The sequence below is a fragment of the Vibrio chagasii genome (assembly GCA_041879415.1).
GTDB lineage: Bacteria > Pseudomonadota > Gammaproteobacteria > Enterobacterales > Vibrionaceae > Vibrio.
Genome location: CP090851.1, coordinates 2514407 through 2539517 on the forward strand (window position 1 = coordinate 2514407; position 25111 = coordinate 2539517).

Annotated in this window: 22 protein-coding genes; 7 read left to right on the forward strand and 15 right to left on the reverse strand. The window is 45.6% G+C overall.

Annotated elements, in window-relative coordinates:
• The 5 genes from parE to nudF form a co-directional block, all read right to left on the reverse strand.
• Positions 1 to 1881, reverse strand: coding sequence for a DNA topoisomerase IV subunit B (gene parE, locus L0991_11290; GenBank protein XGB61989.1), 1881 nt, complete (start codon positions 1879 to 1881; stop codon positions 1 to 3).
• Between the two features lie 240 nt (positions 1882 to 2121).
• Positions 2122 to 2727, reverse strand: a complete 606-nt coding sequence (yqiA, locus tag L0991_11295) for an esterase YqiA (GenBank protein XGB63894.1) — start codon at positions 2725 to 2727, stop codon at positions 2122 to 2124.
• Between the two features lie 15 nt (positions 2728 to 2742).
• The gene (gene cpdA / locus L0991_11300) at positions 2743 to 3567 is read right to left on the reverse strand and encodes a 3',5'-cyclic-AMP phosphodiesterase (GenBank protein XGB61990.1); all 825 of its coding nucleotides are present in this window, start codon (positions 3565 to 3567) and stop codon (positions 2743 to 2745) included.
• Positions 3568 to 3626: 59 nt separating this feature from the next.
• Complete coding sequence (locus tag L0991_11305) at positions 3627 to 4067, reverse strand: DUF1249 family protein (GenBank protein XGB61991.1); 441 nt, start codon at positions 4065 to 4067, stop codon at positions 3627 to 3629.
• A gap of 4 nt (positions 4068 to 4071) precedes the next feature.
• The gene (nudF, locus tag L0991_11310) at positions 4072 to 4701 is read right to left on the reverse strand and encodes an ADP-ribose diphosphatase (protein ID XGB61992.1); all 630 of its coding nucleotides are present in this window, start codon (positions 4699 to 4701) and stop codon (positions 4072 to 4074) included.
• 227 nt (positions 4702 to 4928) lie between these two features.
• Here nudF and tolC point away from each other — a divergent pair, with 227 nt between their 5' ends.
• Entirely contained in the window at positions 4929 to 6248 is a 1320-nt protein-coding gene (gene tolC, locus L0991_11315; GenBank protein ID XGB61993.1) for an outer membrane channel protein TolC, read from the forward strand.
• A gap of 88 nt (positions 6249 to 6336) precedes the next feature.
• Here tolC and hldE read toward each other — a convergent pair whose 3' ends face one another.
• From hldE to L0991_11330, 3 genes are all read right to left on the reverse strand, one after another.
• Positions 6337 to 7767 carry a bifunctional D-glycero-beta-D-manno-heptose-7-phosphate kinase/D-glycero-beta-D-manno-heptose 1-phosphate adenylyltransferase HldE gene (hldE, locus tag L0991_11320; GenBank protein ID XGB61994.1) on the reverse strand — a complete coding sequence of 477 codons (1431 nt, stop codon included), beginning with the start codon at positions 7765 to 7767 and terminating at the stop codon, positions 6337 to 6339.
• A 120-nt stretch (positions 7768 to 7887) separates the two neighbouring features.
• The gene (glnE, locus tag L0991_11325) at positions 7888 to 10737 is read right to left on the reverse strand and encodes a bifunctional [glutamate--ammonia ligase]-adenylyl-L-tyrosine phosphorylase/[glutamate--ammonia-ligase] adenylyltransferase (protein XGB61995.1); all 2850 of its coding nucleotides are present in this window, start codon (positions 10735 to 10737) and stop codon (positions 7888 to 7890) included.
• A 211-nt stretch (positions 10738 to 10948) separates the two neighbouring features.
• On the reverse strand, positions 10949 to 12205 hold the full coding sequence (locus tag L0991_11330) for a methyl-accepting chemotaxis protein (GenBank protein ID XGB61996.1): 1257 nt from the start codon (positions 12203 to 12205) through the stop codon (positions 10949 to 10951).
• 96 nt (positions 12206 to 12301) lie between these two features.
• On the opposite strand from L0991_11330, the gene L0991_11335 reads away from it, so the two are divergent.
• Positions 12302 to 13051 carry a potassium channel family protein gene (locus L0991_11335; protein XGB61997.1) on the forward strand — a complete coding sequence of 250 codons (750 nt, stop codon included), beginning with the start codon at positions 12302 to 12304 and terminating at the stop codon, positions 13049 to 13051.
• Positions 13052 to 13090: 39 nt separating this feature from the next.
• On the opposite strand, the gene L0991_11340 is transcribed toward L0991_11335, so the two are convergent.
• Positions 13091 to 14608, reverse strand: a complete 1518-nt coding sequence (locus tag L0991_11340; protein ID XGB61998.1) for an inorganic triphosphatase — start codon at positions 14606 to 14608, stop codon at positions 13091 to 13093.
• Positions 14609 to 14815: 207 nt separating this feature from the next.
• Here L0991_11340 and L0991_11345 point away from each other — a divergent pair, with 207 nt between their 5' ends.
• From L0991_11345 to L0991_11355, 3 genes are all read left to right on the forward strand, one after another.
• Positions 14816 to 15496 (forward strand): TIGR00153 family protein, encoded by a 681-nt coding sequence (locus tag L0991_11345; protein ID XGB61999.1) that lies wholly within the window; start codon positions 14816 to 14818, stop codon positions 15494 to 15496.
• Positions 15497 to 15624: 128 nt separating this feature from the next.
• Complete coding sequence (locus tag L0991_11350) at positions 15625 to 16887, forward strand: inorganic phosphate transporter (protein ID XGB62000.1); 1263 nt, start codon at positions 15625 to 15627, stop codon at positions 16885 to 16887.
• A 205-nt stretch (positions 16888 to 17092) separates the two neighbouring features.
• Positions 17093 to 17704 carry an SH3 domain-containing protein gene (locus L0991_11355; GenBank protein ID XGB62001.1) on the forward strand — a complete coding sequence of 204 codons (612 nt, stop codon included), beginning with the start codon at positions 17093 to 17095 and terminating at the stop codon, positions 17702 to 17704.
• Positions 17705 to 17828: 124 nt separating this feature from the next.
• On the opposite strand, the gene L0991_11360 is transcribed toward L0991_11355, so the two are convergent.
• Positions 17829 to 18749 carry a general secretion pathway protein GspB gene (locus tag L0991_11360; protein ID XGB62002.1) on the reverse strand — a complete coding sequence of 307 codons (921 nt, stop codon included), beginning with the start codon at positions 18747 to 18749 and terminating at the stop codon, positions 17829 to 17831.
• Positions 18749 to 20419, reverse strand: a complete 1671-nt coding sequence (locus L0991_11365; GenBank protein ID XGB62003.1) for an AAA family ATPase — start codon at positions 20417 to 20419, stop codon at positions 18749 to 18751. The genes L0991_11360 and L0991_11365 overlap by 1 nt, the downstream gene beginning before the upstream one ends.
• Before the next feature lie 36 nt (positions 20420 to 20455).
• On the opposite strand from L0991_11365, the gene L0991_11370 reads away from it, so the two are divergent.
• Positions 20456 to 21772 (forward strand): multifunctional CCA addition/repair protein, encoded by a 1317-nt coding sequence (locus L0991_11370; protein XGB62004.1) that lies wholly within the window; start codon positions 20456 to 20458, stop codon positions 21770 to 21772.
• 87 nt (positions 21773 to 21859) lie between these two features.
• On the opposite strand, the gene L0991_11375 is transcribed toward L0991_11370, so the two are convergent.
• Genes L0991_11375 through folB form a run of 3 tightly spaced genes read right to left on the reverse strand, consistent with a single transcriptional unit; the run spans position 21860 to position 23517 of the window.
• The gene (locus tag L0991_11375; GenBank protein XGB62005.1) at positions 21860 to 22663 is read right to left on the reverse strand and encodes an undecaprenyl-diphosphate phosphatase; all 804 of its coding nucleotides are present in this window, start codon (positions 22661 to 22663) and stop codon (positions 21860 to 21862) included.
• A 15-nt stretch (positions 22664 to 22678) separates the two neighbouring features.
• Positions 22679 to 23161, reverse strand: a complete 483-nt coding sequence (gene folK, locus L0991_11380) for a 2-amino-4-hydroxy-6-hydroxymethyldihydropteridine diphosphokinase (protein XGB62006.1) — start codon at positions 23159 to 23161, stop codon at positions 22679 to 22681.
• Positions 23158 to 23517 carry a dihydroneopterin aldolase gene (folB, locus tag L0991_11385; protein XGB62007.1) on the reverse strand — a complete coding sequence of 120 codons (360 nt, stop codon included), beginning with the start codon at positions 23515 to 23517 and terminating at the stop codon, positions 23158 to 23160. Before folB ends, folK begins: the two co-directional genes overlap by 4 nt.
• A gap of 138 nt (positions 23518 to 23655) precedes the next feature.
• On the opposite strand from folB, the gene plsY reads away from it, so the two are divergent.
• Positions 23656 to 24252, forward strand: coding sequence for a glycerol-3-phosphate 1-O-acyltransferase PlsY (gene plsY, locus L0991_11390; protein XGB62008.1), 597 nt, complete (start codon positions 23656 to 23658; stop codon positions 24250 to 24252).
• A gap of 43 nt (positions 24253 to 24295) precedes the next feature.
• On the opposite strand, the gene L0991_11395 is transcribed toward plsY, so the two are convergent.
• Positions 24296 to 25111, reverse strand: a complete 816-nt coding sequence (locus L0991_11395; protein XGB62009.1) for an alpha/beta hydrolase — start codon at positions 25109 to 25111, stop codon at positions 24296 to 24298.

Genomic DNA, 25111 nt, shown 5'->3' on the forward strand with positions numbered 1-25111 from the left:
TTATACCTCGGCCATATCACCGTTAGTCTGTAGCCATGTACGGCGATCATCAGCGCGTTTTTTACCTAGCAGCATGTCCATCATCTCAAGAGTCGCTTCGTTGTCATCAATGGTTAATTGAACAAGGCGACGAGTATTTGGATCCATGGTGGTTTCACGTAGCTGAAGTGGGTTCATCTCACCCAGACCTTTGAATCGTTGTACGTTGATTTTGGATTTCTTCTTAGACAGACGCTCAAGTACGCCATCTTTTTCATCGTCATCCAGTGCGTAGAACACCTCTTTACCGCAGTCGATACGATACAGTGGCGGCATGGCTACATAGATATGCCCCGCTTCAACAAGAGCGCTGAAGTGACGAGTGAATAGTGCACATAGTAGTGTCGCGATATGAAGTCCATCCGAGTCCGCATCGGCAAGGATACAGATCTTACCGTAACGCAGGCCTGATAAGTCGTCGTTGTCTGGGTCAATACCCAAAGCGACTGAGATATCGTGTACCTCTTGAGACGCCAACACTTGGTCAGCCGACACTTCCCACGTATTTAGGATCTTACCGCGTAGTGGCATTACCGCTTGGAACTCACGGTCACGAGCTTGCTTAGCAGAACCACCCGCCGAATCCCCTTCCACGAAGAAGATTTCAGTGCGATTCAAGTCTTGAACTGAACAGTCGGTTAGCTTACCCGGCAGTGCAGGGCCAGATGCGACTTTCTTACGTACTACTTTCTTACTCGCACGCATACGACGGTGCGCGTTGGCAATACAAGCTTCCGCTAACTGCTCTGCCAGTTGTGGCTTTTCATTCAACCATAGGCTGAAGGCATCTTTTACAACGCCAGAAACAAATGCAGCAGTTTGACGAGAAGATAAACGCTCTTTTGTTTGACCTGCAAACTGAGGATCTTGCATCTTCACCGATAGCACGTATGAACAGCGGTCGAAGATGTCATCACCCGTTAGCTTAACGCCACGTGGTAATAAATTACGGAATTCACAGAACTCACGCATTGCATCCAACAGACCTTGTCGTAGACCGTTTACGTGCGTACCGCCTTGCTTAGTCGGTACCAAGTTCACGTAACTCTCGGTGATCATGTCGCCGCCTTCTGGCTGCCAGATGATCGCCCAGTTCGCCATTTCCGTTTCAGCAACAAATTCGCCAACATAAGGTTCTTCAGGCAATAAGGTATAACCTTTTACGCCTTCAGCAAGATAGTCCTTTAGGCCATCTTCATAGAACCATTTGTGTTCTTCGTTGTTCACTTTGTCGCTGAAGGTAATTTCTAACCCCGGGCAAAGTACCGCTTTCGCGCGCAGATTATTGATCAGACGAAGCGTTGAAAACTTAGAGCTATCAAAGTATTTAGGATCAGGCCAGAAATGTACTGATGTACCACTATTACGATGACCACAAGTACCAGTAACCGTCAGTTCAGTAACCGCTTTACCGTTTTCTAGTGCGATCTCGTGAACTTGACCTTCACGGCGAACCGTAACTTCAACACGTTTAGATAGCGCGTTTACTACCGAGATACCTACACCGTGCAAACCACCAGAAAACTTGTAGTTGTTGTTCGAGAACTTACCACCTGAGTGGAGCTTGGTTAGAATCAGCTCAACACCTGAGATGCCTTTTTCAGGGTGGATATCGACAGGCATACCACGACCATCATCGGTAACTTCTAATGATTGGTCTGCATGAAGCACAACTTTGATTTTCTTAGCGTGTCCCGCTAGTGCTTCATCGACCGAGTTATCAATGACTTCTTGGGCAAGGTGGTTCGGTCTTTCTGTCTCGGTATACATACCTGGGCGGTGTCGCACAGGGTCGAGACCTTCAAGTACCTCGAGGTCTTTTGCATTATATTGTTCAGTCATAATACGGAGTTTACTCAAAAAGTTTGCGTCAGTTCGCTGGCTCCAGTTTCACTAAAGCAGAATCATTACTATGAACCGTCATAGCAGAGCGAACGAGCGAAGTATTGGGGAATATAGTCTGGAAGCTGACTAATGATGTCAAGCTAGTTCAAAAACTAAGACATCAAACTATGATATTTCACCATTGATAGATGAAATAACAGGCAAAAAGAGAGACAACGACTCAGTGAAGAAAACAGGTTATAGGTTTAGAAAGGTGATGATTTGCTGTGGGTAGCGTTCAAAATCAACAAAGCTATGATCCCCACCCTCTTCTACTGTTTGGGTTGCACCTTGATACTTCTCTACCGCTTGTCGGTAATCCAGAACTTCATCTTCCGTTTGTTGAAGTAACCAGAAGTCACTTGGCTTTGTGATAGCCGGAACATCTAATGCCTTCAACTCATCGATATGCTTAGTCTCTAAGACATATCGTTCATTTGTGTATGGGTTTACTTGCTCACCTAAGTAGTCGACAAGTAACTCATATGGTTTCACCGCAGGGTTTACTACAACCGCTTTGAAGCCATAGTGGCTGTTGAGCCAAGTTGAAAGGTAGCCTCCTAACGAGCTGCCAACCAGTGCGATCTGGTACTGATCTTTGTATTGTTCCACCAGCTGCTGCAGGTAAAGTGCAGCTTGCTGCGGGAAGCTAGGCAATTGAGGTGTTAGTACCTTAATATCCGCACGATGCTCGGCGCAATACTCAGTCATCACCGTCGCTTTGTGAGAGCGAGATGAGCTGTTAAAGCCATGAATATAGAGAAGCAGTGATGGTTTTGCAGTTTGCTCGATAGGTTCAGGCATCATTAGCTACCTTCATTAATAACCAGCAGCTTCAAAATCAGGTAAGAATTGTCCGTTAGGTAAGCGACGAACTTGAGTACTCACCGTACCGTCTTGGTGCAGTTCAATCTCTCTCCAGCCAGGAGATAAGGTATCTACAGCGAAGTCATCTGAGTTCGGTTTGAACTGAACACAAGTCGACGGAGTTGCCATAACTTGTACACCATGGTGTTCTCGGTTCATGTCTTGATGAACATGCCCACACAATACCGCTTTGACATTAGAATGCTGTTGAACCACATCCCAGAACTGATCAGCATCTTTTAAATTGTGTTGATCAAGCCATGCACTGCCAACTAGCAACGGATGGTGGTGCAACAAAACCAAAGTATTGCGTTCAGGGAATTCCGCCAGCTTTTGCTCAAGCAAATCAAGTTGTTGATCGCTAAGGCGTCCATGTGGAACGCCAACAACTTGAGAGTCCAACATGATCATTTGCCAGCTCTCGCCTAGCAATACATGTTCAACACACTGAATTTGTGGTGATGGTAAAACACTGCCCATATTCGGCTTAAAATCATGGTTTCCAGGTAGCCAATAACACGGCTTCTCTAACGGTTGAATCCCTGATTCAAATTTCTGGTATGACTCTGCGCTGTGATCTTGAGAAATGTCACCAGTCGCTAAGATCGCTTGATAGTCAAAGCCTTGACTAACAATGCCATCGACTACAGCACGAAAGCTATCTTGAGTGTTGATGCTTAGTAAGCTGCCATTGCTCGGCGCAAATAAATGCGTATCCGTTAGCTGCACAAGCTTAATACTGCTCTCATCAAATTTTGAAGTGTGTGATAATTCCAAAATAACAAATCCAGATACGTTACTGTTTAGACGTTAAAAGTGTTCTTAAATAAGCTCAATTAAAAGGCAATAGGGCTACGGCTGATACCAGTTTTTAAACAAAACGTTAACCATTCCCCAAGAAATTTATTCAATTGAAATTTCTCATCCTTTTGCAGAAGCTTAGTGTTGGGATAGTCGTATTTCGCTTTAACTCGCGAAAAATCCCCACTGGCGCACACTTCTGCAACTCGAGCGTCGTGATATAGCCTGACAGACATTTTTGGCAAAGGAAACACTGGCATCGCGTCACTCTGACATATATCTATTAATGTGGTGTATTTTGTGACCTCATTCACTGTCAATTGATACACCATATTAACGGCTTGGTAACAGCGGACATCACCAACCTCATGCCCAACCGGTAGTAAAGCGTTTAGTTTGGCATAATTCGTCTCATAGACTCGCATCAATTCAGCAAGATCAACATGATACGGTTTCTTGACCGCTATATTTGGCATAACGTTAAGCTACCCACTCTGACTGTAATTCTTGGTAGTTCAATTGTAGCCACTGCAGCGCAATGATCGTGGCCCCATTTTCAAACACACCATCTTTAACCAGTTGATAAGCCGCTTCACGACTCATCACCTGTACACGAATATCTTCACCTTCGTAATCTAACCCGTGTACCCCTTTGGCTGTCGTGGCATCGATACAACCAACAAAAACATCAAGCCTCTCTGAACAGCCGCCTGATGAAGGGTAATACGAAGTGATAGGCAGCACAGATCCGACTTCGACTCCAGCTTCTTCCATCGCTTCACGACGAGCCACATCTTGTGGTGATTCATCGGTATCGATAATCCCGGCAACAATTTCGTATTGCCACGGGTGCTCATGTTCGAGAGCACCAACACGGATCTGTTCGACGATCACGACTTCATCACGCACGGGATCATAAGGTAACAAAGCGGCAGCATGACCACGTTCAAACATTTCACGCTCAATTGGTTGGCTCCAGCCTCCCTCAAACAGCTTATGCTTAAATGTGTACTTAACCATTTTAAAAAAACCACGAAACAGCGTCTCTTTTGAGACTATTTCCACATCTTGTGGAGTAAACTCATGTCGTTGATTGTCAGACTGTTGCATTTGGTACCTCACTAAGTGATCTTTATAGTTTACTCATTGTCCGAGTTAACTACCAAGGATAAGGTTCAACTTTTTATATAAAACTTACAATTAAAGTTAAGTTTTAAAAAATAAATATTGCACAAGTGGACAGTTAAATGTAAAAAAGTGCAAAGTTTCGAGTAAATTACCACCAAACTGGGTTAAACTCTTTTAAAGAAAATTCTATTAAAGGCAGGAATAGGAAAATGAAAAAACTGCTTCCACTATTTATCAGTGCAGCAATTGGCAGCCTGAGTTCATCAGCTTTCGCTGATACGCTAGCTGAAGTTTATGACCAAGCAAAACAGAACGATCCACAGCTTCTTCGTTCAGCAGCGCAGCGCGATGCCGCTTTTGAAGCAGTAACGTCAAGCCGTAGCTCTTTGTTACCGCAAATTAACCTAACAGCAAACTACGACATCAACCGTGGTGATCGTAGTGATATGAGCAATGACAACAACCAATGGGGTGTTGGCATTGGGTTTAGCCAAGAGCTATACCAACGCTCTTCATGGATCACTCTAGATACCGCCGAGAAGTCGGCTCGTCAGGCTGATTCAGCATATGCAGCAGAACAACAAGCGTTGATTCTACGTACAGCGACAGCTTACTTCGACGTACTTCGTGCTCAAGACAACCTAGAATTTGTTCGTGCTGAAAAAGCAGCTGTTGCTCGTCAGCTTGAGCAAACTAAGCAACGTTTTGAAGTAGGTCTTTCTGCAATTACCGATGTACATGATGCGCAAGCTCAGTACGATGGCGTTTTAGCAGATGAAGTATTGGCAGAGAACACTCTGACTAACAGCTACGAAGGTCTACGTGAAATTACAGGCCAAGAGCACTCTCAGCTAAGTATCCTAGATACTGACCGTTTCTCAGCAAGCAAGTCTTCAGAATCAGCTGCAGCACTTGTTGAGCAAGCCGAGCAAAAGAACCTTAGCCTACTAGCTGCGCGTATCTCTCAAGACGTAGCAAAAGACAACATCTCTCTAGCAAGCTCTGGTCACCTGCCAAGCCTAACGCTAGATGGTAGCTATGGTCTTTCAGAACAAACTGACAGTTCTAACAGCCAAAACGATTACGATGCAGATAACCTGAACATTGGTTTGAACTTAGTTGTACCTCTATACACAGGTGGTAACACAACTTCTTTAACCAAACAGGCTGAATACAACTACGTTGCAGCAAGTGAAGATCTAGAAGCAACTTACCGTAGCGTTGTTAAAGACGTACGTGCATTCAATAACAACATCAGTGCTTCAATTGGTGCTCTACGCGCTTATGAACAATCTGTTGTTTCTGCTCAGTCAGCTCTAGAAGCGACAGAAGCAGGTTTCGATGTAGGTACTCGTACTATCGTTGACGTACTAGACTCAACTCGTCGTCTGTACGATGCGAACAAAAACCTTTCAGACGCTCGTTACAACTACATCCTAAGTGTACTTCAGCTACGTCAAGCAGTTGGTACGCTAAGCGAGCAAGACATCGTTGATGTAAACGCAGGTCTAAAAGTCGCAAGCAAGTAATTCTAAATTACGCTAGCTACAGCTACAAAAATGCCGCTCATTGAGCGGCATTTTTATTATCCATTAAGCAGGGTAATCAGAGCTAAAGTTAGCCTCGGCCACCTTTGATCGCTTGAATGATTTCAGTGGTAGAGCAACCATCTTCAAAGTTAAGTACTTTAACTTCACCACCCGCAGCAATCACTTCCGCACCACCTGCGATCTCTTCAGGTTTGTAATCACCACCTTTTACTAAAATGCTTGGTAGCACTTCAGAGATCAAACGTTGAGGTGTATCTTCAGAGAAAGGAACAACCCAATCAACCGCACCTAAACCCGCCAATACCGCCATACGACGATCGGTAGGATTCACAGGACGACCTGGACCTTTCAAGCGTTTAACAGACTCATCGGTATTCACAGCCACAATCAGGCGATCACCCAATTCCGCTGCATGGTTCATGTAAGAAACATGGCCCGCATGAAGGATATCGAAACAGCCGTTAGTCATAACTACTTTCTCACCTTTAGCACGAGCGCGTTTCACCGCTTTAACCAGTGCCGCTTCCGAGATAACGCCGTAGTCTGTATCTTGGCTACCGTGAATCGCTTCCGCTAGTTCAATTGTCGACAAGGTTGATGTACCTAGCTTACCAACTACAACACCTGCGGCAGCATTTGCTAATGCACAGGCTTCATCTAATGGTTTACCTGCAGCAACAGAAGCAGCAAGAACGGAAATAACCGTATCACCTGCACCAGTCACGTCGTACACTTCTTTCGCTTGAGTTGGTAGGTGGAATGGCGCCTGACCTTTGCGTAGTAATGTCATACCATGTTCACTACGAGTCACAAGTAGTGCATCGAAATCAAACTCTTCAATAAGTGCGAGCCCTTTTTCGATCATCTCTTCCTCATTTTTTACCTTACCAGCAACAAGCTCAAACTCCGCCATATTTGGCGTAAGTAAAGTCGCACCACGGTAACGTTCAAAGTCAGCACCTTTTGGATCGATGAATACCGGTACATTCGCTGCACGTGCTTTCTGAATAAAAGCCTGTACGTGCTCCAATGCCCCTTTCGCGTAATCTGACAAGATCACCGAACGGACATTTGGTAGCGCTTGCTCCATACGAGATAGAACTAACTCAGGGTCAGTGTTTTCAAATTTGTCTTCAAAATCAAGACGAATTAACTGCTGACCGCGGCTCATCACACGCAGTTTGGTGATCGTTGGATAGTCTTCTAACTCAACAAAGTCACACTTAACCTTTAGTGCACCTAGGGTATTTTTTAGCACTTCAGCAGGTTCATCCTTTCCAGTCAAACCAACGATATGAGCATGACCACCAAGCGAAGCAATGTTCATTGCAACGTTAGCAGCACCGCCAGGACGCTCCTCGTTATTTTCTACTTTTACCACGGGCACGGGCGCTTCTGGTGAAATACGGCCAGTCGGACCATACCAGTAACGGTCAAGCATGACATCACCGACAACAAGAACGCCTGATTGGCTGTAGTCAGGTAGAATTGGTTTCATTATGGATCTCCAAAAATCGAATCTGGCTAGAGTCTAGCACACTGATTACAGTGGCTAAACCATAGAAAAATGAGTAAAGCCTATCTCGATAGGCACTGTGATAGCTAAGCGCAAGACAAGTTACGCTTCCATCCACTGCTTCCATGCTTGGACCACATGTTCTCTTTCCATTTCGAACTTATCAATCGCCACATCCGCGTCTAGGTTGAGGAGATTACGGTGATGTATTTCATCACGTAGCGTTGTGTACGCATGAGTCAATAACATGCCTTGTTGCTCGTCCATGATTCCTTGTGATAACAAGCTCTCAAAGATTCTGACATTGTCACACCAACGTGTCAGTTTTGGCTTCTCATGACTGTATCGTAACACCAAGTATTGCGCCAAAAACTCAACATCAGTAATACCACCAGCGTCCTGTTTGAGCATGAATCGATCGGCTTTTTTGCCGCCAAGGTGATCACGCATTTTTTCTCGCATATCCACCACCTCTTTTTTCAGCGTGGCTTCATCACGTGGCAGGCACAACACTTCATGACGTGTTTTATTGAACGCGGAAGCCAATTGCTCATCACCGTAGATCATACGAGCTCGAGTCAGAGCTTGATGCTCCCATGTCCACGCATCGTTGTGTTGATACTCATCAAAGGCATCCGTTGGACTAACCAACAAGCCTGATGCACCCGATGGACGCAAGCGAGTATCGACTTCATACAGGATTCCCGACGCGGTTCTGGTCGAGAAGATATGAATAATACGCTGAGCCAACCTTAGATAAAATTGGCGCCCATCAATCTCTTTCTTACCATCAGTATAGATGTGTACCGGACAGTCGTGCATAAACACAATATCTAGGTCTGAGTTGTAACCTAGCTCCCAGCCGCCAACTTTACCGTAGCCGACAACAGCAAAGCCGCGACCTTCACGGTCTTTAAGGTGAGTAGGCTCACCAAACTTAGCCGACACCTGTAACCAAGCTTGGTTTACGCCAGCTTCAACAATCGCTTCCGCTAAGTAAGTTAGGTGATCACTCACCTTCATAACTGGCAGCACACCAGCAATGTCAGCTGCGGCAATTCTCAGAATACAGGTCTGCTTAAACTGACGCAGGCCTTCCATCTGCTGCTCCATGTCGTCTTCAGGAATACGAGCAAGGTAATCACGTAATTCTGTCTTGTAAGACTCGAGTGGCACTGGATTATAGAGCTGTTGAGGGTCGATAAGTTCATCTAACAGAATTGGGTAACGTCCCAGCTGTTCTGAAATCATCGGGCTCGCCGTACACAAACGAACAAGTTGAGTCAACGCGGCAGGGTGCTCATCGAGCAACTCAAGGTAAGTGGTGCGTGTGACGATTTTATGCAGTAGATGCAGTACACGCGATAAGCCAAACTCAGCGTCTTTAGCAGTATACAAAGCCTGAAAGACTTTCGGCATCAGTCTATTGAGAACTTCACGTCCACGCGGGCCAAGAGTTTTCTTAGCAATATCCGCTTTAAATTGAATGATGGTTTTCGCCGCCTCTGGCGGGTTGGCGATAGCAATATCATGCTCCAATACATGCTCGATAACATCCGGCTTATGGGCCATATCCCACAACTCGATGAAGTGACTCGCGATTGGGTTAGCGTCCTCTTCATCAATCCCAATCAGCTCTTCGAAGACACCATGTACATTCGCCATATGAGTGCGAGTTGCAGTAATCAAACTCTCCCAATCATTGAATTGCATAGCAACCGCAAGCTGAAGCTGTTCAAACTCACCATCCGGTAGTGTCTGGGTTTGCTTGTCAGCCATCGCCTGTAACAAGTTCTCTAGGCGACGTAAAAATAGGTAAGCATCGCGCAAGTCAGCTACTTCTTTGGGTTCTAGCAGATGCAAAGAGTCAATGGCGGTTAATGTCTCTAAAAGCCCTCGTCCACGTAGACTTGGCTCACGACCACCACGAATCAGTTGAAAGACTTGTGCAATGAACTCAACTTCACGAATACCGCCTGAGCCGAGCTTGATGTTATTGGATAAGCCACGACGACGCACTTCACTACTGATCATCGATTTCATGCGACGCAGAGATTGAATCGCACTAAAATCGATATAACGACGGAATACAAACGGGCGTAGCATCTTGCGCAACTCTTGATATTCTGGGTACATCTCACTGCCCATAACACGCGCCTTAACCATGGCGTAGCGTTCCCAGTCTCTACCCTGCTCTTGGTAGTAATCTTCCAGTGCAGCGTAACTCATAACCAATGGACCACTCTCCCCAAACGGACGCAGGCGCATGTCGACTCGATAGCAGAACCCATCAAAGGTTTGTTGATCGAGCGCTTTGATAATTCGCTGCCCTAAGCGAGTGAAGAACTGCGCATTAGCGATACTGCGTCTTGCACCTTGGGTCTCACCATTTTCAGGGTAAGTAAAAATAAGGTCGATGTCAGAAGAAAAATTGAGCTCACCACCACCGAGCTTGCCCATACCAATGATAAGCATCGGTTGTGCTTCACCCTGTTCATTACAGGGTGTGCCCCACTCTTTACAGCAAATGTCGTACTGCCATTGGTAGGTCTCGAAGATCATCGCTTCTGCCAACATAGAGAGATGGCTTAAGCTCTGCTCAAGCTCCCAAGAGCCCATAAAGTCACGCCATGCAATATAGGTCATTTCTCGGTTGCGGAATTGACGCAGCACTCGCTGGCCGCTCATTTCGTCAGTGCAATCTGAAAGCAGCTCAGCCAATCGTCCACGATACCCTTCTGCACGCCCCTCACATTCCAACATATCCGGTAGAGTCGTCGATAAGGTCGTGTCACGTTGTAAGCAATCACCAATAAAGCAGCTTAATCCTAAGACGCGTTTAAGGTCTTCAATTAGCGGCTCTGGCCAAGCATTAATGGCTTCACTTTGGTGCTCTAATAATTGCTCATAAGCTGACTGCGAATGAGTGACGAGTTGAGGAGGCAATGGCATGTTTCTTCCTTGTATAAGCTGCGCGCGAACAATCAATTTATCGGTTCAGTTTTTCAATAACGAGTTTTCATGATTAAACATAAGTTATACCAAAGTTACGCTAATAAAAAACGCCCACATCAGTAATGTGGGCGTTTTATCGGTTAACTTATCGAGTTAGACCTTTCTCTCTAGAAAACAGGCACTAACAACGGGGATTGAGCAAGTAAGGCTATACCTTAAATTGCTTAATCTTACCGTCCAGTTCTTCTGCGTTACTTTGCATGATTTGAGAAGTTTCTAGCAGCTCACCAACCACTACAACCGAAGCTTCAACAAGCTCGCGAACATTGGTCAGATTAACACTCATCTCTTCCGCAACGCTGCTCTGCTGGCCTGCAGCCGTAGCAATCTGGAAGTTCATGTCATTGATTTGGTTCACTTGGCTTACGATGCCATCAAGCTCAGAGCCTGCGTTAGTCACAAGGTCTACGCCTTCAGCCGCTTCAACAACACTCTTTTCCATCAGCTCTACCGCAGAATTTGCACTGCTTTGTAGATGGCTGATCATATCTTGAATCTCAACGGTTGCTTGCTGAGTACGCTGTGCAAGGTTACGAACCTCATCAGCAACCACAGCAAAACCACGACCAGCTTCACCTGCACGCGCTGCTTCAATCGCTGCGTTTAGTGCCAATAAGTTGGTTTGTTCTGAAATGCCTTGGATAGTACCGACAACGCTACCGATTGAATCAACGCGCTCTTCAACTTGGTTTACCGCTGCTGCAGATGCTGCGATATCTGAAGAGAGTTCACTCATCTTAGATACAGAGCCCTGAACGAACTTCTGCCCCGTCAATGCTTGGCCTGATGCTTGTTCAGTAAGAGAAGAAGCGCTTTGTGCATGTTCAGCAACCGTTTGAACGGTAGAGGTCATTTCACTCATTGCCGTTGCCAGTTGGTCGATCTCGTTAAACTCTTCTTGAGCAGACTCTTTGGTCTCTGACATGCTGATGGTCATCACTTCTGTTAGAGCAAATAGCTCATCAGAAGAAGCCAATTGAGCTTTCACCATATCGTGTAGCTGCACTCGTGTTTTTTCTAGCTCACGTGCTACATCGCCGTACTCATCTTTACAATCCATGTGAATCGGCACAGATAGGTTTTTGTCTGCCATCGTTTTGATAGCATCACTGAGGTATTGAGTTTGACGCAGCATCACACGAGCCGCCGCTAATAGAAGAACCACAAACACAATGATCATCAAGCCTGTCTGCCAAGCGACTTGAACTAGGTAAGTCTCGTAATGCTGCTGTGCAACCTGAGCATTGTTCGTTGCAGCAAGCAATGAATCGTAAAACGTGCTCGCATCCCATAACTGCTTAGCAATGATCAAGATGGTACTGAACACCATTAGCATGATCATTTTCGGAACGAGACGAATATCAGAGATTACCCTTTCCCACGGCTTGAATGACAGTTTAGTCATTGTCAGTTCTCCATTAACTCTTATATATTGATGGCTTCTATACCCGCGAGATGGCTGATTTATTCAGGTTCGCGATTTATTTTGAGCCTCGTATGAATGTTAAATAGTATCAAAGACACACCTAAGCCGATGAGCTTATTATCACTGATTCTCTCTTTCTTAGCGTTATTTGTGATCTCTGGCTTGTTGTTTGCGCCTATCGATAAAGAATCGAAACAAGTCCTTATCGGCCTCGATTTTATAATCTGTAGTGTTTTTCTTTTTCAGCTCACGATTGATCTATTCAGATCACAAAACAAGAAAGAATACCTCAAAGTACACTGGATCGATTTCTTGGCAAGCATCCCAATGATCGAGCCACTCCGTTTCGCTCGTATTTTTCAAATTCTGCGAGTCATCTTGGTTCTGCGTTCAAGCAAACGTATTTTCAGAGAGTTGTTTCGTAATAGAAAAGAGACCACTTTCGCTTCCATCATTCTGCTTTTGGTGATCTTACTGACGATCGGGGCTGGCACGATCCTGCTATTGGAACACAAAGATCCTAATGCCAATATCACGACTGGCCATGATGCATTATGGTGGGCTTTCGTCACCATAAGTACTGTTGGCTATGGTGACCACTATCCAGTAACCACTGCAGGTCAGTTAATCGCGTCGATTGTGATCATCTGTGGGGTTGGGGTATTTGGTATGATCTCAGGTCTAATCACCTCGCTAATTACCGAGCCAACCGACCTTCAAAACCAACAGTTAGAAAACAAAGAACGCAAGCTGGATAAGATTTTAGAACAGCAACAACAGATACTTGAACGGCTCGAGTCACTTGAACGACAGACAAAAAAATAGGGCCGAAGCCCTATTTAAAAATGGATATTAGTGTCGAGACTAGTCTTGCCAGTATGGCTCAACTTCAACACTGATTTGGCGAGTCTGCTCCATCGCATGCAGAATCGAAACTTCTTGTCGAGCAAGCCAACGTTCTAACTGATCCTTCTCGTCACCTTCTAACTTCTCAGTGAGTGGCTGTAAGGTTCGCAGCATCAGCAAATCGTCAATACCTTGCACCATGTCTGCCCAAGGTAAACGGAAGCTATTACGCTCATCGTCATCGTATAAGCTCGCAAAGCCAACACCAGAGTACAGGTTACGCATCAAACGATACTGCTGATCGATGTAGGCTTGGCTTGTCATCACGCGCTCTGGTGGAAAAGCTTCCATCAACTCCGCCCAGGTGCGATCAAGCTGCTTCACAGAGAACCATTCAATCCCGCGTCCCATTTGCTCACGCGCTTTGTCGTCCAAGAATGGTTGCCAACCTCGAGTAAGAATCCAACGGCTTAAATCAAGCAGAAGACCGGTGTAACGAGCAGAGCTCAAGAGAGTCAGTAACTCTTCACGATCTGGCAATTGCTCTTGCATCTCTTTTAGCTCAGCCACTAAGAATTTACGAGCATCAAGCTTACGCAGAACGTGGCCTTTATCTTCTAGCAAATCCTCAAAATGGTCATAGCTTTTTAGCCAATCCAACTCTTGTTCTAACCACTTCAGCTCTTGGCGTAAAATTGCACTGGCACGTCTTGGCACAATGCCGCCATAAATGGTGAAAGTCTGGCGAATAAAGCTTAGTGAATGGCTGATCTCATGAAGGGCTTCAATCGACTGACGCTCGGTGAAAATTTGCTCGTGGTAATGCCAATGAGCGAGAGCATGCTCTAAAGATTGAATGAAACACGATTCAACGGTGTCAGTTTTGTCAGTATCAACTAAGGTCAAAGGAGTAACTTCATCGCCTTGATAACCTTGAGCAAGTCGGTAACCCTTAGCAGCTTTGCTTAAGTTACCTAAGCGCATACCACCTTGTTCGCAGAATTGGCGAGACAGTGTAAACAGAGCATCGGTTTGACCGGATTTAAGTTCGAGTTCAACCTCGCAAATCGGCTCTTGCTGATCGCCTGACTCAACGAAACCTTGGTCAAAGGCAACCTCAACTTGGCTACCATCAGGCATACCAATCAGCCACTGCTCTCGTGTGAAGTTAGTAGAGAAGAGTGGAGTAAGCTCGGCTTCCAGTGTTTCGATGTCTTTACCTTCAGGCCAGATATCTTCTGGATGCAAGGCAAGCTTGGGCTGATTGCTGTCGTGTTCTGCATTGTATTCAGGCCTTTGGTGTAGACCTGCAACAACGCGACCAGCTGTCTTTACCGTTTGTACAAATACGTCATCAAAGCGTCGAATGCGCAAGCCGGTATCATGCTTGCGTAGCCAGTTGTCAGGGGTGTCAAAGTAGATGTTACCTAGCTCACGACAACTGTGCTGAAGTACTTTAGTTTCAGCAATTTTATTGCGTAAAGTCTCTGAAAAATCAGGAGAAACAAAAAACTTCAGTTCTATCTCGGTTTCCATAGTTATACCTTTCTGTGAAGATAGGGACAGGATATTGCCAATTTTCAAAGTCGGCAAGTCAGAAATATCGCCCTTATGATGATCTAAAACAGTTTTAATGAGAGATTGATTAGGTTAACATGCGCGACTTTGTAGCCATCGCTTAACATTTCACCATGAATATGGTGTATGTTGTTTTAAGGTTATTATTTATTAGGTTGGATGACCATGCCAGTAAATACAATTATGGGGTTATTTGCAAAGTCCCCAATTAAACCTTTGCAGCGTCACGTAGTATGCGTGAACGAATGTTGTTCTCACCTGGTTAATTTCTTTGAAGTTTCTTCAAAGGGTGACTGGGAAAAAGCAGCTGAAATTCGAGCTCAGATTTCTCACCTTGAGAAAGAAGCTGACGTACTAAAACGTGAAATTCGCCTTAAACTTCCTCGTGGTTTGTTTATGCCTGTTGATCGCACCGACATGTTGGAGCTATTAACTCAGCAAGACAAACTAGCAAACCTAGCGAAAGACATTGCTGGCCGTGTATATGGTCGTCAACTTGTCATTCCTGCTCCTCTACAAGAAAACTTCATCGCTTACGTTAAACGTTGTCTAGATGCAGCGAACCAAGCACAAAACGTAATCAATGAACTAGACGAATTACTTGAGACTGGCTTTAAAGGCCGCGAAGTAACACTCGTTGCTGAAATGATTCATCAATTAGATGTAATTGAAGATGACACGGATGCGATGCAGATCGAACTACGCCAACAACTAATGGCGATTGAAGGCGATCTGAATCCAGTTGATATCATGTTCTTATACAAAATTCTTGAATGGGTTGGTGGTATTGCAGATCAAGCACAGCGTGTAGGCGCTCGTCTTGAAGTAATGCTTTCTCGATCTTAAATCATACGTTAACCATATAACGAAGAGCATTTTTTGAACAAACCACTTATGCGTTGAGTATTTCTCTCGCTGAGCGGTTTTTTGCGTCTAAATTTGTTCCGCTTGTTATCAAACAACTAGGTATTACGATGGATATCCTTGCTAACTACGGCACTGTCCTGATTATTGTTGCAGCAGCTTTCGGTTTCTTGATGGCTATTGGTATTGGTGCAAATGACGTTGCGAATGCAATGGGCACCTCAGTAGGCTCTAAAGCTCTAACCGTTAAACAAGCGATCATTATCGCAATGATCTTTGAATTCGCTGGTGCATATCTTGCTGGTGGCGAAGTTACCGATACGATCCGTAAAGGTGTTATCGAGACGTCTCTATTCGCACATCAACCAGACGTACTTGTATTCGGTATGATGTCAGCGCTTCTTGCTGCTGGTACATGGTTACTTCTAGCTTCATACATGGGCTGGCCTGTTTCTACTACTCACTCAATCATCGGTGCAATCATCGGTTTCGCTTGCGTATCTGTAGGTACTGAAGCGGTAGACTGGGGCAGCGTTCAAGGTATCGTGGGTAGTTGGATTATTACTCCTGTCATCTCTGGTTTCTTCGCTTACGTTATCTTTGTGAGTGCTCAGCGACTGATCTTTGATACTGAGAACCCACTATTTAACGCTAAACGTTTCGTTCCTGTGTACATGTTCATCACAACGATGGTAATTGCACTGGTAACAATCAAGAAAGGTCTTAAGCACGTTGGTCTTCACCTAAGCAACACTGAAGCATGGGTTTGGGCTGCAGGCGTATCTGCTGTTGTAATGATTGGTGGTTACCTATACATCCAGAAGAAATTCGCTAACCGCGAAGAAGACCACGGCTTTGCTGGTGTTGAAGGCATCTTCTCTGTACTAATGGTTATCACAGCTTGTGCGATGGCATTCGCACACGGTTCAAACGACGTTGCAAACGCGATTGGTCCACTGTCTGCTGTTGTATCAACGGTTGAGCACATGGGCGAAATCACGGGTAAGAGCACTATCGCATGGTGGATTCTTCCTCTAGGTGGTTTTGGTATCGTTGTTGGTCTTGCGACTCTTGGTCATAAGGTAATGGCAACGGTTGGTACTGGTATCACTGAACTAACACCAAGCCGTGGCTTTGCAGCGCAACTTGCTACAGCATGTACGGTTGTTCTAGCATCAGGTACTGGTCTTCCAATCTCTACGACACAAACACTAGTTGGTGCGGTATTGGGTGTTGGTTTTGCTCGTGGTATCGCGGCACTGAACTTAGGTGTTGTACGTAATATCGTAGCTTCGTGGATTGTGACACTGCCAGCAGGTGCTCTACTTGCTGTTGTGTTCTTCTACGGTATTCAGGCTATGTTTAGCATGTAAGTGCCACTGCGTTAGCCAATGCTAGCGTCAGAGTTATGTGAGCTTCAGTAACGATATGTAAATGCCATGTCATTATTGACTCAAACGCACAGAAAGGGAGGCTTTGCCTCCCTTCTTTGTTGCACCGCATAAAGAAACTAAATATTATTTGCTCATTGAGGCTGACTCATCCGCCTACCCAACTTGAATCGTTAAGGGATTTACTGTGAAAAAACTGATTAGCTTAGTTTTGTTCGCAATGCTTGCGGCTCCAGCTGCCTTTGCACAAGACCGTTATATTGCTGACAAACTATTTACTTATATGCATTCTGGCCCAAACAACACCTACCGTATCATCGGCAGTGTTGATGCTGGTGAGAAGATCACTTACCTGCAAGCAAACAAGAGCACAGGTTACACTCAGATCCAAGACAACCGTGGCCGTAAAGGTTGGGTTGAGAGCAAATTTGTAAGCACAAGAGAAAGCATGGCTCTGCGTATGCCTAAGCTTGAAAAAGAGCTGACAGAAGTGAAAACTAAGCTGGCTAATGCACGTCAAACAGCTGACAGCGAAAAGGCAGGCCTAGCAAGTTCTCTAGATTCTCGTAATAAGCAGATTGCTGAACTAGAACAGAACTACAGCGAGATTAGCCAACAGCTAACAAGCTCTCAAACAGAAAACCGTGAGCTACGCGCTAAGCTAGACACGCAGAAAGATGACCTACTATTGAAGTACTTCATGTACGGTGGTGGTGTTGCTGGTATCGGTCTACTTCTAGGCCTTGTTCTGCCACACATCATTCCTCGTCGTAAAAAGTCACCAAACGGCTGGGCGTAAGCGTTTCGTTTGACTGTTTTGCGTTAAGCAAAGTAAATTCAATCTCGAATACCAAAAAGGAGCACCTAAGTGCTCCTTTTTATTTATCTCAGCATATTATCAAAGTGCTTGCTGCAGCCTTAGGTTAGCCCTTCCACTCATACAAAGCAGGAATCTCTATCTTCTGCTGGTTAAACTCAACAACCACAGATTGCGGCTTTATCTCTAGCAATTGCACATCGTTGCCAATCCAATCTCCCTGCGACACCTCTTGCCCATTCACTTTAACCCAACGCTTGTTCTCACTGCTTGAATACATATGGGTTTGCAAATCGAGCTTAGGTAATACACCAGACAAACTGTTAACGTGATTTTCGATCTCAATAACTTGAGGTTCCATCTGGCTTGCTGGTCGCGAATCCATTGGCTCAGGCTCATTTGGCTGCTGATCCATAATCGTTTCTAGCTTCAATGCTAAGTCAGGCGGTAACTCGGTCAAGTCTAGCCCTTGTAGTAGGTCGCTGTCTGATTGCTGGTAATTGCTTTCATTGCTGACACCAGGTTCAACTTTCGGCTCAACAAATGCCAGTTCCGAATCATCGGCCGTTCGCGCACTGCTCTCGGCAGTGACTACCGGTACGGTAACTCCACCAGAAAAGTTAGAGCTGTCAGAATTAACCTGAGCATAAACCTCTTGGCGAGGTAACGATTTTAGCGTCTTGCCAGTCGGTGCTGGGCGCACCACAAACAGAGGCTCATCTTCGACTTCTTCTTCGGCATTCAAATCAATCGTTTCGATATCTTTAGCTTGAACAGGCTGGGTTTCTGATTCTGAACTCGAACTAATACCAGCTTGGTTAGCCGTTTGCTGTTGATAGTAAGATTGATACACCAAGGCACCACCTACCAACAGAGAAGGCACAAGTAAAACAAGCAACCCCATAGCCAACGACGAACCGCGTTTGTTGCTTATACCCTTTGCAGAACTCGACACTTGATGGTTTTGGTAGCCCTTGAAGCTAGATTTGTCTGGGGACTGATTCAACTCATGCATAATGCGTGACATTAGCTCGCTCCTCCGCTTAATGACATTAACTTAGGAGAATCTAGCTGAGCTAATCTTTGTAGCCTAGCTAAAGTTCGTTGACCAGCAATACCGTCGACCGACATGCCCTGCCAAGTTTGAAATGCTTCGACTTTCATTTTTAATTCGTAATCAAATACATCACTACCAGATACAACCTCTCCAAGAACCTCAGAAAGCAACAAATCAAGCAAAGCGACAGCTTCACCCTGATAGCCCTCTTTCAACGTCTCTCGCAGCGGCTGTTTCCAAATCGCGACATAATCGCCATGCCAAACCTTCTCTAGAGACTGCTTCGGCATGACTAACAGTTTTTCATTCACCAGTAACTCGACAGCGTCTTGTGATGCACCATAAAGCACCGCAAACACAGGCTCTTGCTCTACATCTAGGTTCAATACCACAGGAACGCCTAACTCTAGAAGGTCATCTAAGCTTGCTTGTTGTTGCTCACATACGAACACGCTTTGTGGCTCGCTCAGACATAAACCATCACGGAGGGAGGATTGGTATCCCCAAAGCGTATATAAGTCCTTGATCGCCAGCGAACGGTTAGTTCCTTGCATCAAGTGTTGCTGAATATGTGTTGGCAGTGCGAACTTGTCTGTCTCAGACTCAACAACCACCTTAGGCATATCTGCGATTGACGAACGCTGCATTTTTGCTGAGCTTAATGCTTGGGCTTCATTCGAAGGTTGAGTTGTTAGCCATGTGTCAATGTAGGTTGGAGCAAAGTGGAAGGTCGCCATCGCAAGCACAACACTCAAGGTAGTAGCACTCGCGTATTTAACTAGTTTTGGTAGCGCGCTCGCTACTCGAGGTTTTTCAACATGGTAAACCTCGGCTTGAAACGCCATGATCTGCTGACACGCTTTGTTGACCGTGTCATTGCTCGGTGTTGGCTCTCCATCATGAAACGCTAGCTGCAGCGCCTTATCACACACCAAGTTAATCAATCTTGGAATACCATGAGTATATTGAGCAATCAGCTTAACGGAACGATTCGAAAACAGCATCTGCTCGCCACCAGCCGTCTCTAAACGAAACGCGATGTACTTACCTGTCTCTTGAATGTTGAGCGGCAACAAATGATAGCGTCCCGTAATACGCTGCGCTAGTTGGCGCAATTGCGTAGTCTGCAGGTGCTGTTGTAATTCAGGTTGGCCAACCAGCAATACTTTTAATAGCTTGCGGCTGTCAGTTTCCAAGTTCGTTAAAAGCCGTAGCTGCTCCAACACATCGGCAGCTAAGTGCTGAGCTTCATCTATCACCAATAAGGTTTGAATACCTTCGGCATGGCTATCTAGTAAGAAATAGTGAATCGCCTGACTCAGCTGTTTGAGTGATGCCTGCTGCGGATAGTCGATCTCGAACTCATCACAGATAGCTTCAAGCAAATCAGTATTGGAAAATGTAGGGTTGAGTATAAGGCCAGCTTGAGTATGGCTATCAAGGGAGGACAACATCGCCTTAGCGACCGTTGTTTTACCGGTTCCCACCTCACCAGTGAGCATTGCAAAGCCCCCACCCTCGCCTAAACCGGCTTGTAGGTTTTGCATCGCCTCTTGGTGGCGCTGACTCAAAAACAAGTAGCGAGAATTTGGTACAATCGAAAATGGCATCTCAACGAAGCCAAAATATTCCTTATACATGTGCTGCCCTATAATTACGATTAATGGAAAGTACCATTGCTTGCCGTAAAGTCCAGCAGTGATAAAACATTTCGAGGTGATAAGTTGCAAATATACGATAGCCTACCAAAAGAGAATGGGCTACAGCGCTATCTAGTCGGTGGAGCGGTGCGCGATAAGCTACTCAATATTGATAGCTACGATAAAGATTGGGTAGTTGTTGGCAGTACCCCTCAAGAGATGGAAAGCCTTGGCTTCACTGCAGTGGGTAAAGACTTCCCAGTCTTCCTGCATCCAAAAACCAAGGAAGAGCACGCACTGGCGCGCACAGAAAGGAAGTCAGGCTCTGGTTACACAGGCTTCGAATGTTACTTCGCGCCAGATGTTAGCCTAGAAGAAGATCTCATGCGCCGCGATCTAACGATCAACGCCATCGCTCAAGATGATGCTGGCAACCTTCACGATCCTTACCACGGCCAGCAAGATCTCTCCGATCGTATTCTTAGACACGTATCCGATGCCTTTGTCGAAGATCCACTTCGAGTGCTGCGAGTTGCGCGCTTCGCAGCCAAGCTTCACCACCTCGGCTTTAGCGTTGCACCGGAAACCATGGCCATGATGGCGACAATCGTTGAATCAGGAGAGCTTGCGCATCTTACTGCTGAGCGAGTGTGGCAAGAGTGGCACAAATCACTCAGTACGCCACATCCGGAAGTGTTCCTTTCGGTGTTGAAAGAGTGCGGTGCATTAGCGGTTGTTTTACCAGAGATTGACGCTCTGTTTGGTGTTCCTCAACCGGAAAAGTGGCACCCTGAAATCGACACGGGTATCCATACTCTGATGGTGGCTCAGCAAGCAGCGCTATTAAGCCCATCACTGCCGGTACGGTTTGCCGCTCAAGTGCATGACTTAGGTAAAGGCGTGACACCACAAGCTGAATGGCCAAGCCATAAGATGCACTGCCACACAGGTGTTAAGATCATTAAGAAACTGTGTGAGCGAGTGAGAGTGCCTAATGAATTCAGAGACCTCGCACTATTAGTGTGTGAGCAGCACTCAAACATTCATCGCGCGGGTGAGCTCAAGCCGACAACTTTCCTTAAAGTTCTCAACAAGTTCGATGTTTGGCGCAAACCAGATCGCCTTAACGACATCTTGCTATGCTGCCAAGCTGACCACACTGGTCGCAAAGGGTTAGAAGATCAGCCTTACCCTCAAAAGGCTCGTTTTGAAGCGGCCTATCAGGCAGCACTTCAAGTGGAAGTAAAAGCAATCATTGCCGATGGCTTTAAAGGTAAAGATATTCGAGAAGAACAAGAGAAGCGCAGAGCAGTAGCCATTGAAGGCGCGCTATCAGAACTCGAGACTCACTAGCCTACAGTTCACCAGTAAGCACATATTAAAAAGCCCGCAGTAAAGCGGACTTTTTAAATTTTACAGCGAGACTGTTATCAGCGCCTGTTACTGCATTATTAAGAAAGCAAACAGACCACAACCTAAGATTAGGCGGTAAATAACAAACGGCGTCATGCCCATGCGTGAAATAAGCTTCAAGAAGAAGTGAATACAGATGTAAGCACTGATGAAAGAGACTGCAATACCGGTTAGCAGTGTACCCACATGGATTGGGTCGCCACTGGTCACCAACTTAAGACCTAAGTAACCACCAGCTAAAGTGATGATTGGGATAGACATTAGGAAAGAGAATCGAGCTGCTGCTTCACGAGTAAAGCCAAGGTAAAGTGCTGCTGTAATCGTAGCGCCTGAGCGAGAGGTACCAGGAATGATTGCCATGGCTTGAGCAAGACCAATAAACAACGCTTTTTTCCAACCTGCCTGGTACTCATCATCACGTAGGCTTGAGTTCTTATCTACCCACCACAACAACAGACCAAAGACGATGGTCGTTGTCGCAATCACCCATGCACTGCGCAGGTAAAGCTCAACAATGTCCTTCATCAGCAGGCCAAATATACATGCAGGAATCGTCGCAAGGATGATCATCCATGCCAATTTCGCTTCTTTGCTGCGATCGCCCTTAAACACTGAGCCGAAGAATGCGCCCAGCAACGAAATCACTTCTTTACGGAAATAGATCACGACCGCGGCTAGAGTACCGACATGGACCGCGACATCAAAAGCCAAGCCCTGATCTTCCCAACCTAAAACCGCTGATGGAAGGATCAAGTGTGCCGAACTGGAAATAGGTAAAAACTCAGTAAAGCCTTGCACCAACGCCAATATAAACGCTTCAAAATAACTCATTACTTACCTTTTAAATTATAGTTTTATATCTACGACAGAGAGCGAGTCTAGTTGCTGCATCTTCTGCCATATTTCACTGACGGTTCTCCCGTCTTGCGGGATAACTCTCGCAGGACAAAGATCATAAAGTGGTTGTGTTACAAAAGGATATTTATAGATATCACTGCGCGGTAACTCTGGAGCAGACTCAGATACCTCATTGCCAAACAGCACAATATCAAGATCCAAATTTCGGTCCTGAAGTTTGTGTGCATCTTGCGCGCGCCCCCATTTGTACTCAATTTTACGAAGTTCTTGTGAAAATTCAGTCAATGAAAGTGACGTGTCGAGCTCTATCACAAAGTTATAAAATGGATGGCTATTAAAACCGACAGGCTCACAGTGATAGATTTTAGAGCATTTAAGGTTAGTCCCTAACGATTGAAGCTCTATCCATGCCACCCTTGCATGCTTGTCGCGGTCTATGTTCGTGCCAACACCAACATAGGCGATGGTCATGCTTGACCTCGTTCGATGATCACACCCACCGCTTTTGCTTGAGGAACCGCACCAGGCTTCGCTAAGTGGATTTTAACCCAAGGAACAGAGAACTGAGTCATAATAAGCTCTGCGACTTCTTCAGCAACACGCTCTACTAGTAGAAAACGGCCATTCGCAATGTGATCAAGTACTGCAGTGCTCACTTTCGAATAATCCAAAGCATCAACCACATCATCACTCTTGCCTGCTAGGCGGTTGTCATGAGCCATTTCAATATCAAGCACCAGTTTTTGTTTGATCTCTTGCTCCCAATCGTAAACACCGATCGTTGTAATTACTTCTAGCTGCTCAATGAAAACTTTATCCAGTGCCATGACTTGTCCTTTTAGAGGTCGGATACCCAAATTTGGGAAAAAAACGTATTATTTGCGTAATTCGAGATATGATATCAATTACTCTTGGATTGAGCATTATTTTCCCATCGTTAGGCGCATAACCGTTAAAGGACAGACATGACCCCATTGGCACTTATCATGATCATTGCTGCCTATTTGCTAGGTTCAATCTCTAGTGCGGTCTTGATATGCCGAGTCTTAAGGCTTCCAGATCCTAGAACGGTGGGCTCAAACAACCCAGGTGCGACCAATGTGTTACGTGTCGGTGGCAAAGGCGCCGCAGCAGCAGTATTACTCTGTGACATGTTAAAAGGTACCATTCCAGTCTGGCTTGGTTACTTTCTCGGTATCGACTCAATCATCTTAGGTATTGTTGCGATTGCAGCTTGTCTTGGTCATATGTACCCGATCTTCTTCCACTTTAAAGGTGGTAAAGGTGTAGCAACGGCGCTGGGTGCGATCGCTCCAATTGGATTCGACCTAACCGGAATGATCATGGCAACTTGGCTAGTAGTTGCGCTTTTGTTTCGATACTCGTCTCTGGCAGCATTGGTGACCGTACTACTTGCCCCTTTCTACGCTTGGTTAGTCAAACCGCAATATACCCTGCCTGTAGCTATGCTGTGTTGCTTGATCGTGCTGCGTCATCACCAGAACATCCGCCGCCTACTGGATGGCAGTGAACCAAAACTCGGACAAAAAAAATCGGCTTAACCTTAATTTAAAGTTAAGCCGACCATTTTGAGCGATAGATAAACTACAGCAGGTGCTTACCTAAAAACTCTTTCAGCATAGTGTTTACGAACTCTGGCTGTTCTAGCGAGCTAATATGTCCCGCGCCAGGGATCACCACCAATTCACTACCTGAAATACAATCATGCATCAGGTAAGATTCAAGTACTGGGCGTGGTTTGTCTTCTTGGCCGACAGCAACCAATACAGGTAGCGCAAACTTCTCAATCGTTTCAATCATGTCACGACGTCCAAACACCATACGACCAATTCGAGCGACTTGTTCTGCTTGCTCCCCCTGTAATGCCGATAGCTGTTGAGTAAAGCCTTCAACCAAAGCTGGCGTGTTAGTTTGTGCATCATTAGCAAAGAACAGTGGCACAACCGCTTCAATAATCGGTTGAGGAACCATCTTAGTTTGAGAAATCGTATCGAGCATGCTGAAGTACTTCGCGTGTGCGACTTCTGGCTCTAAGCCAACGAAAGTGTCCATCAGTACCAAAGATTTGATACGTGACGGTGCTAGCTCCGCAAGCTCAGTGCCCCACATACCACCAACCGATAAACCCACCACAGAAAACTCTTCGATGTTTAAATGGTCAAGCAGTACCAGAACATGTTGAGCGTAGCCTTTTAGATTGCCCATTGCACTCGGTGCCGCTTGAGACTCACCATGAGACCAAAGTTCAGGCACAATACAACGGTACTGAGATTTTAATGCTTCAACCTGTGGCTTCCACATCGTACTATCCCAAAGGTAGCTATGCCCTAGAACAACAACTGGGCCTTGGCCTTCATCTAGGTACGCCATCGATTGATTATCTACAGTGAACTTGTTCAT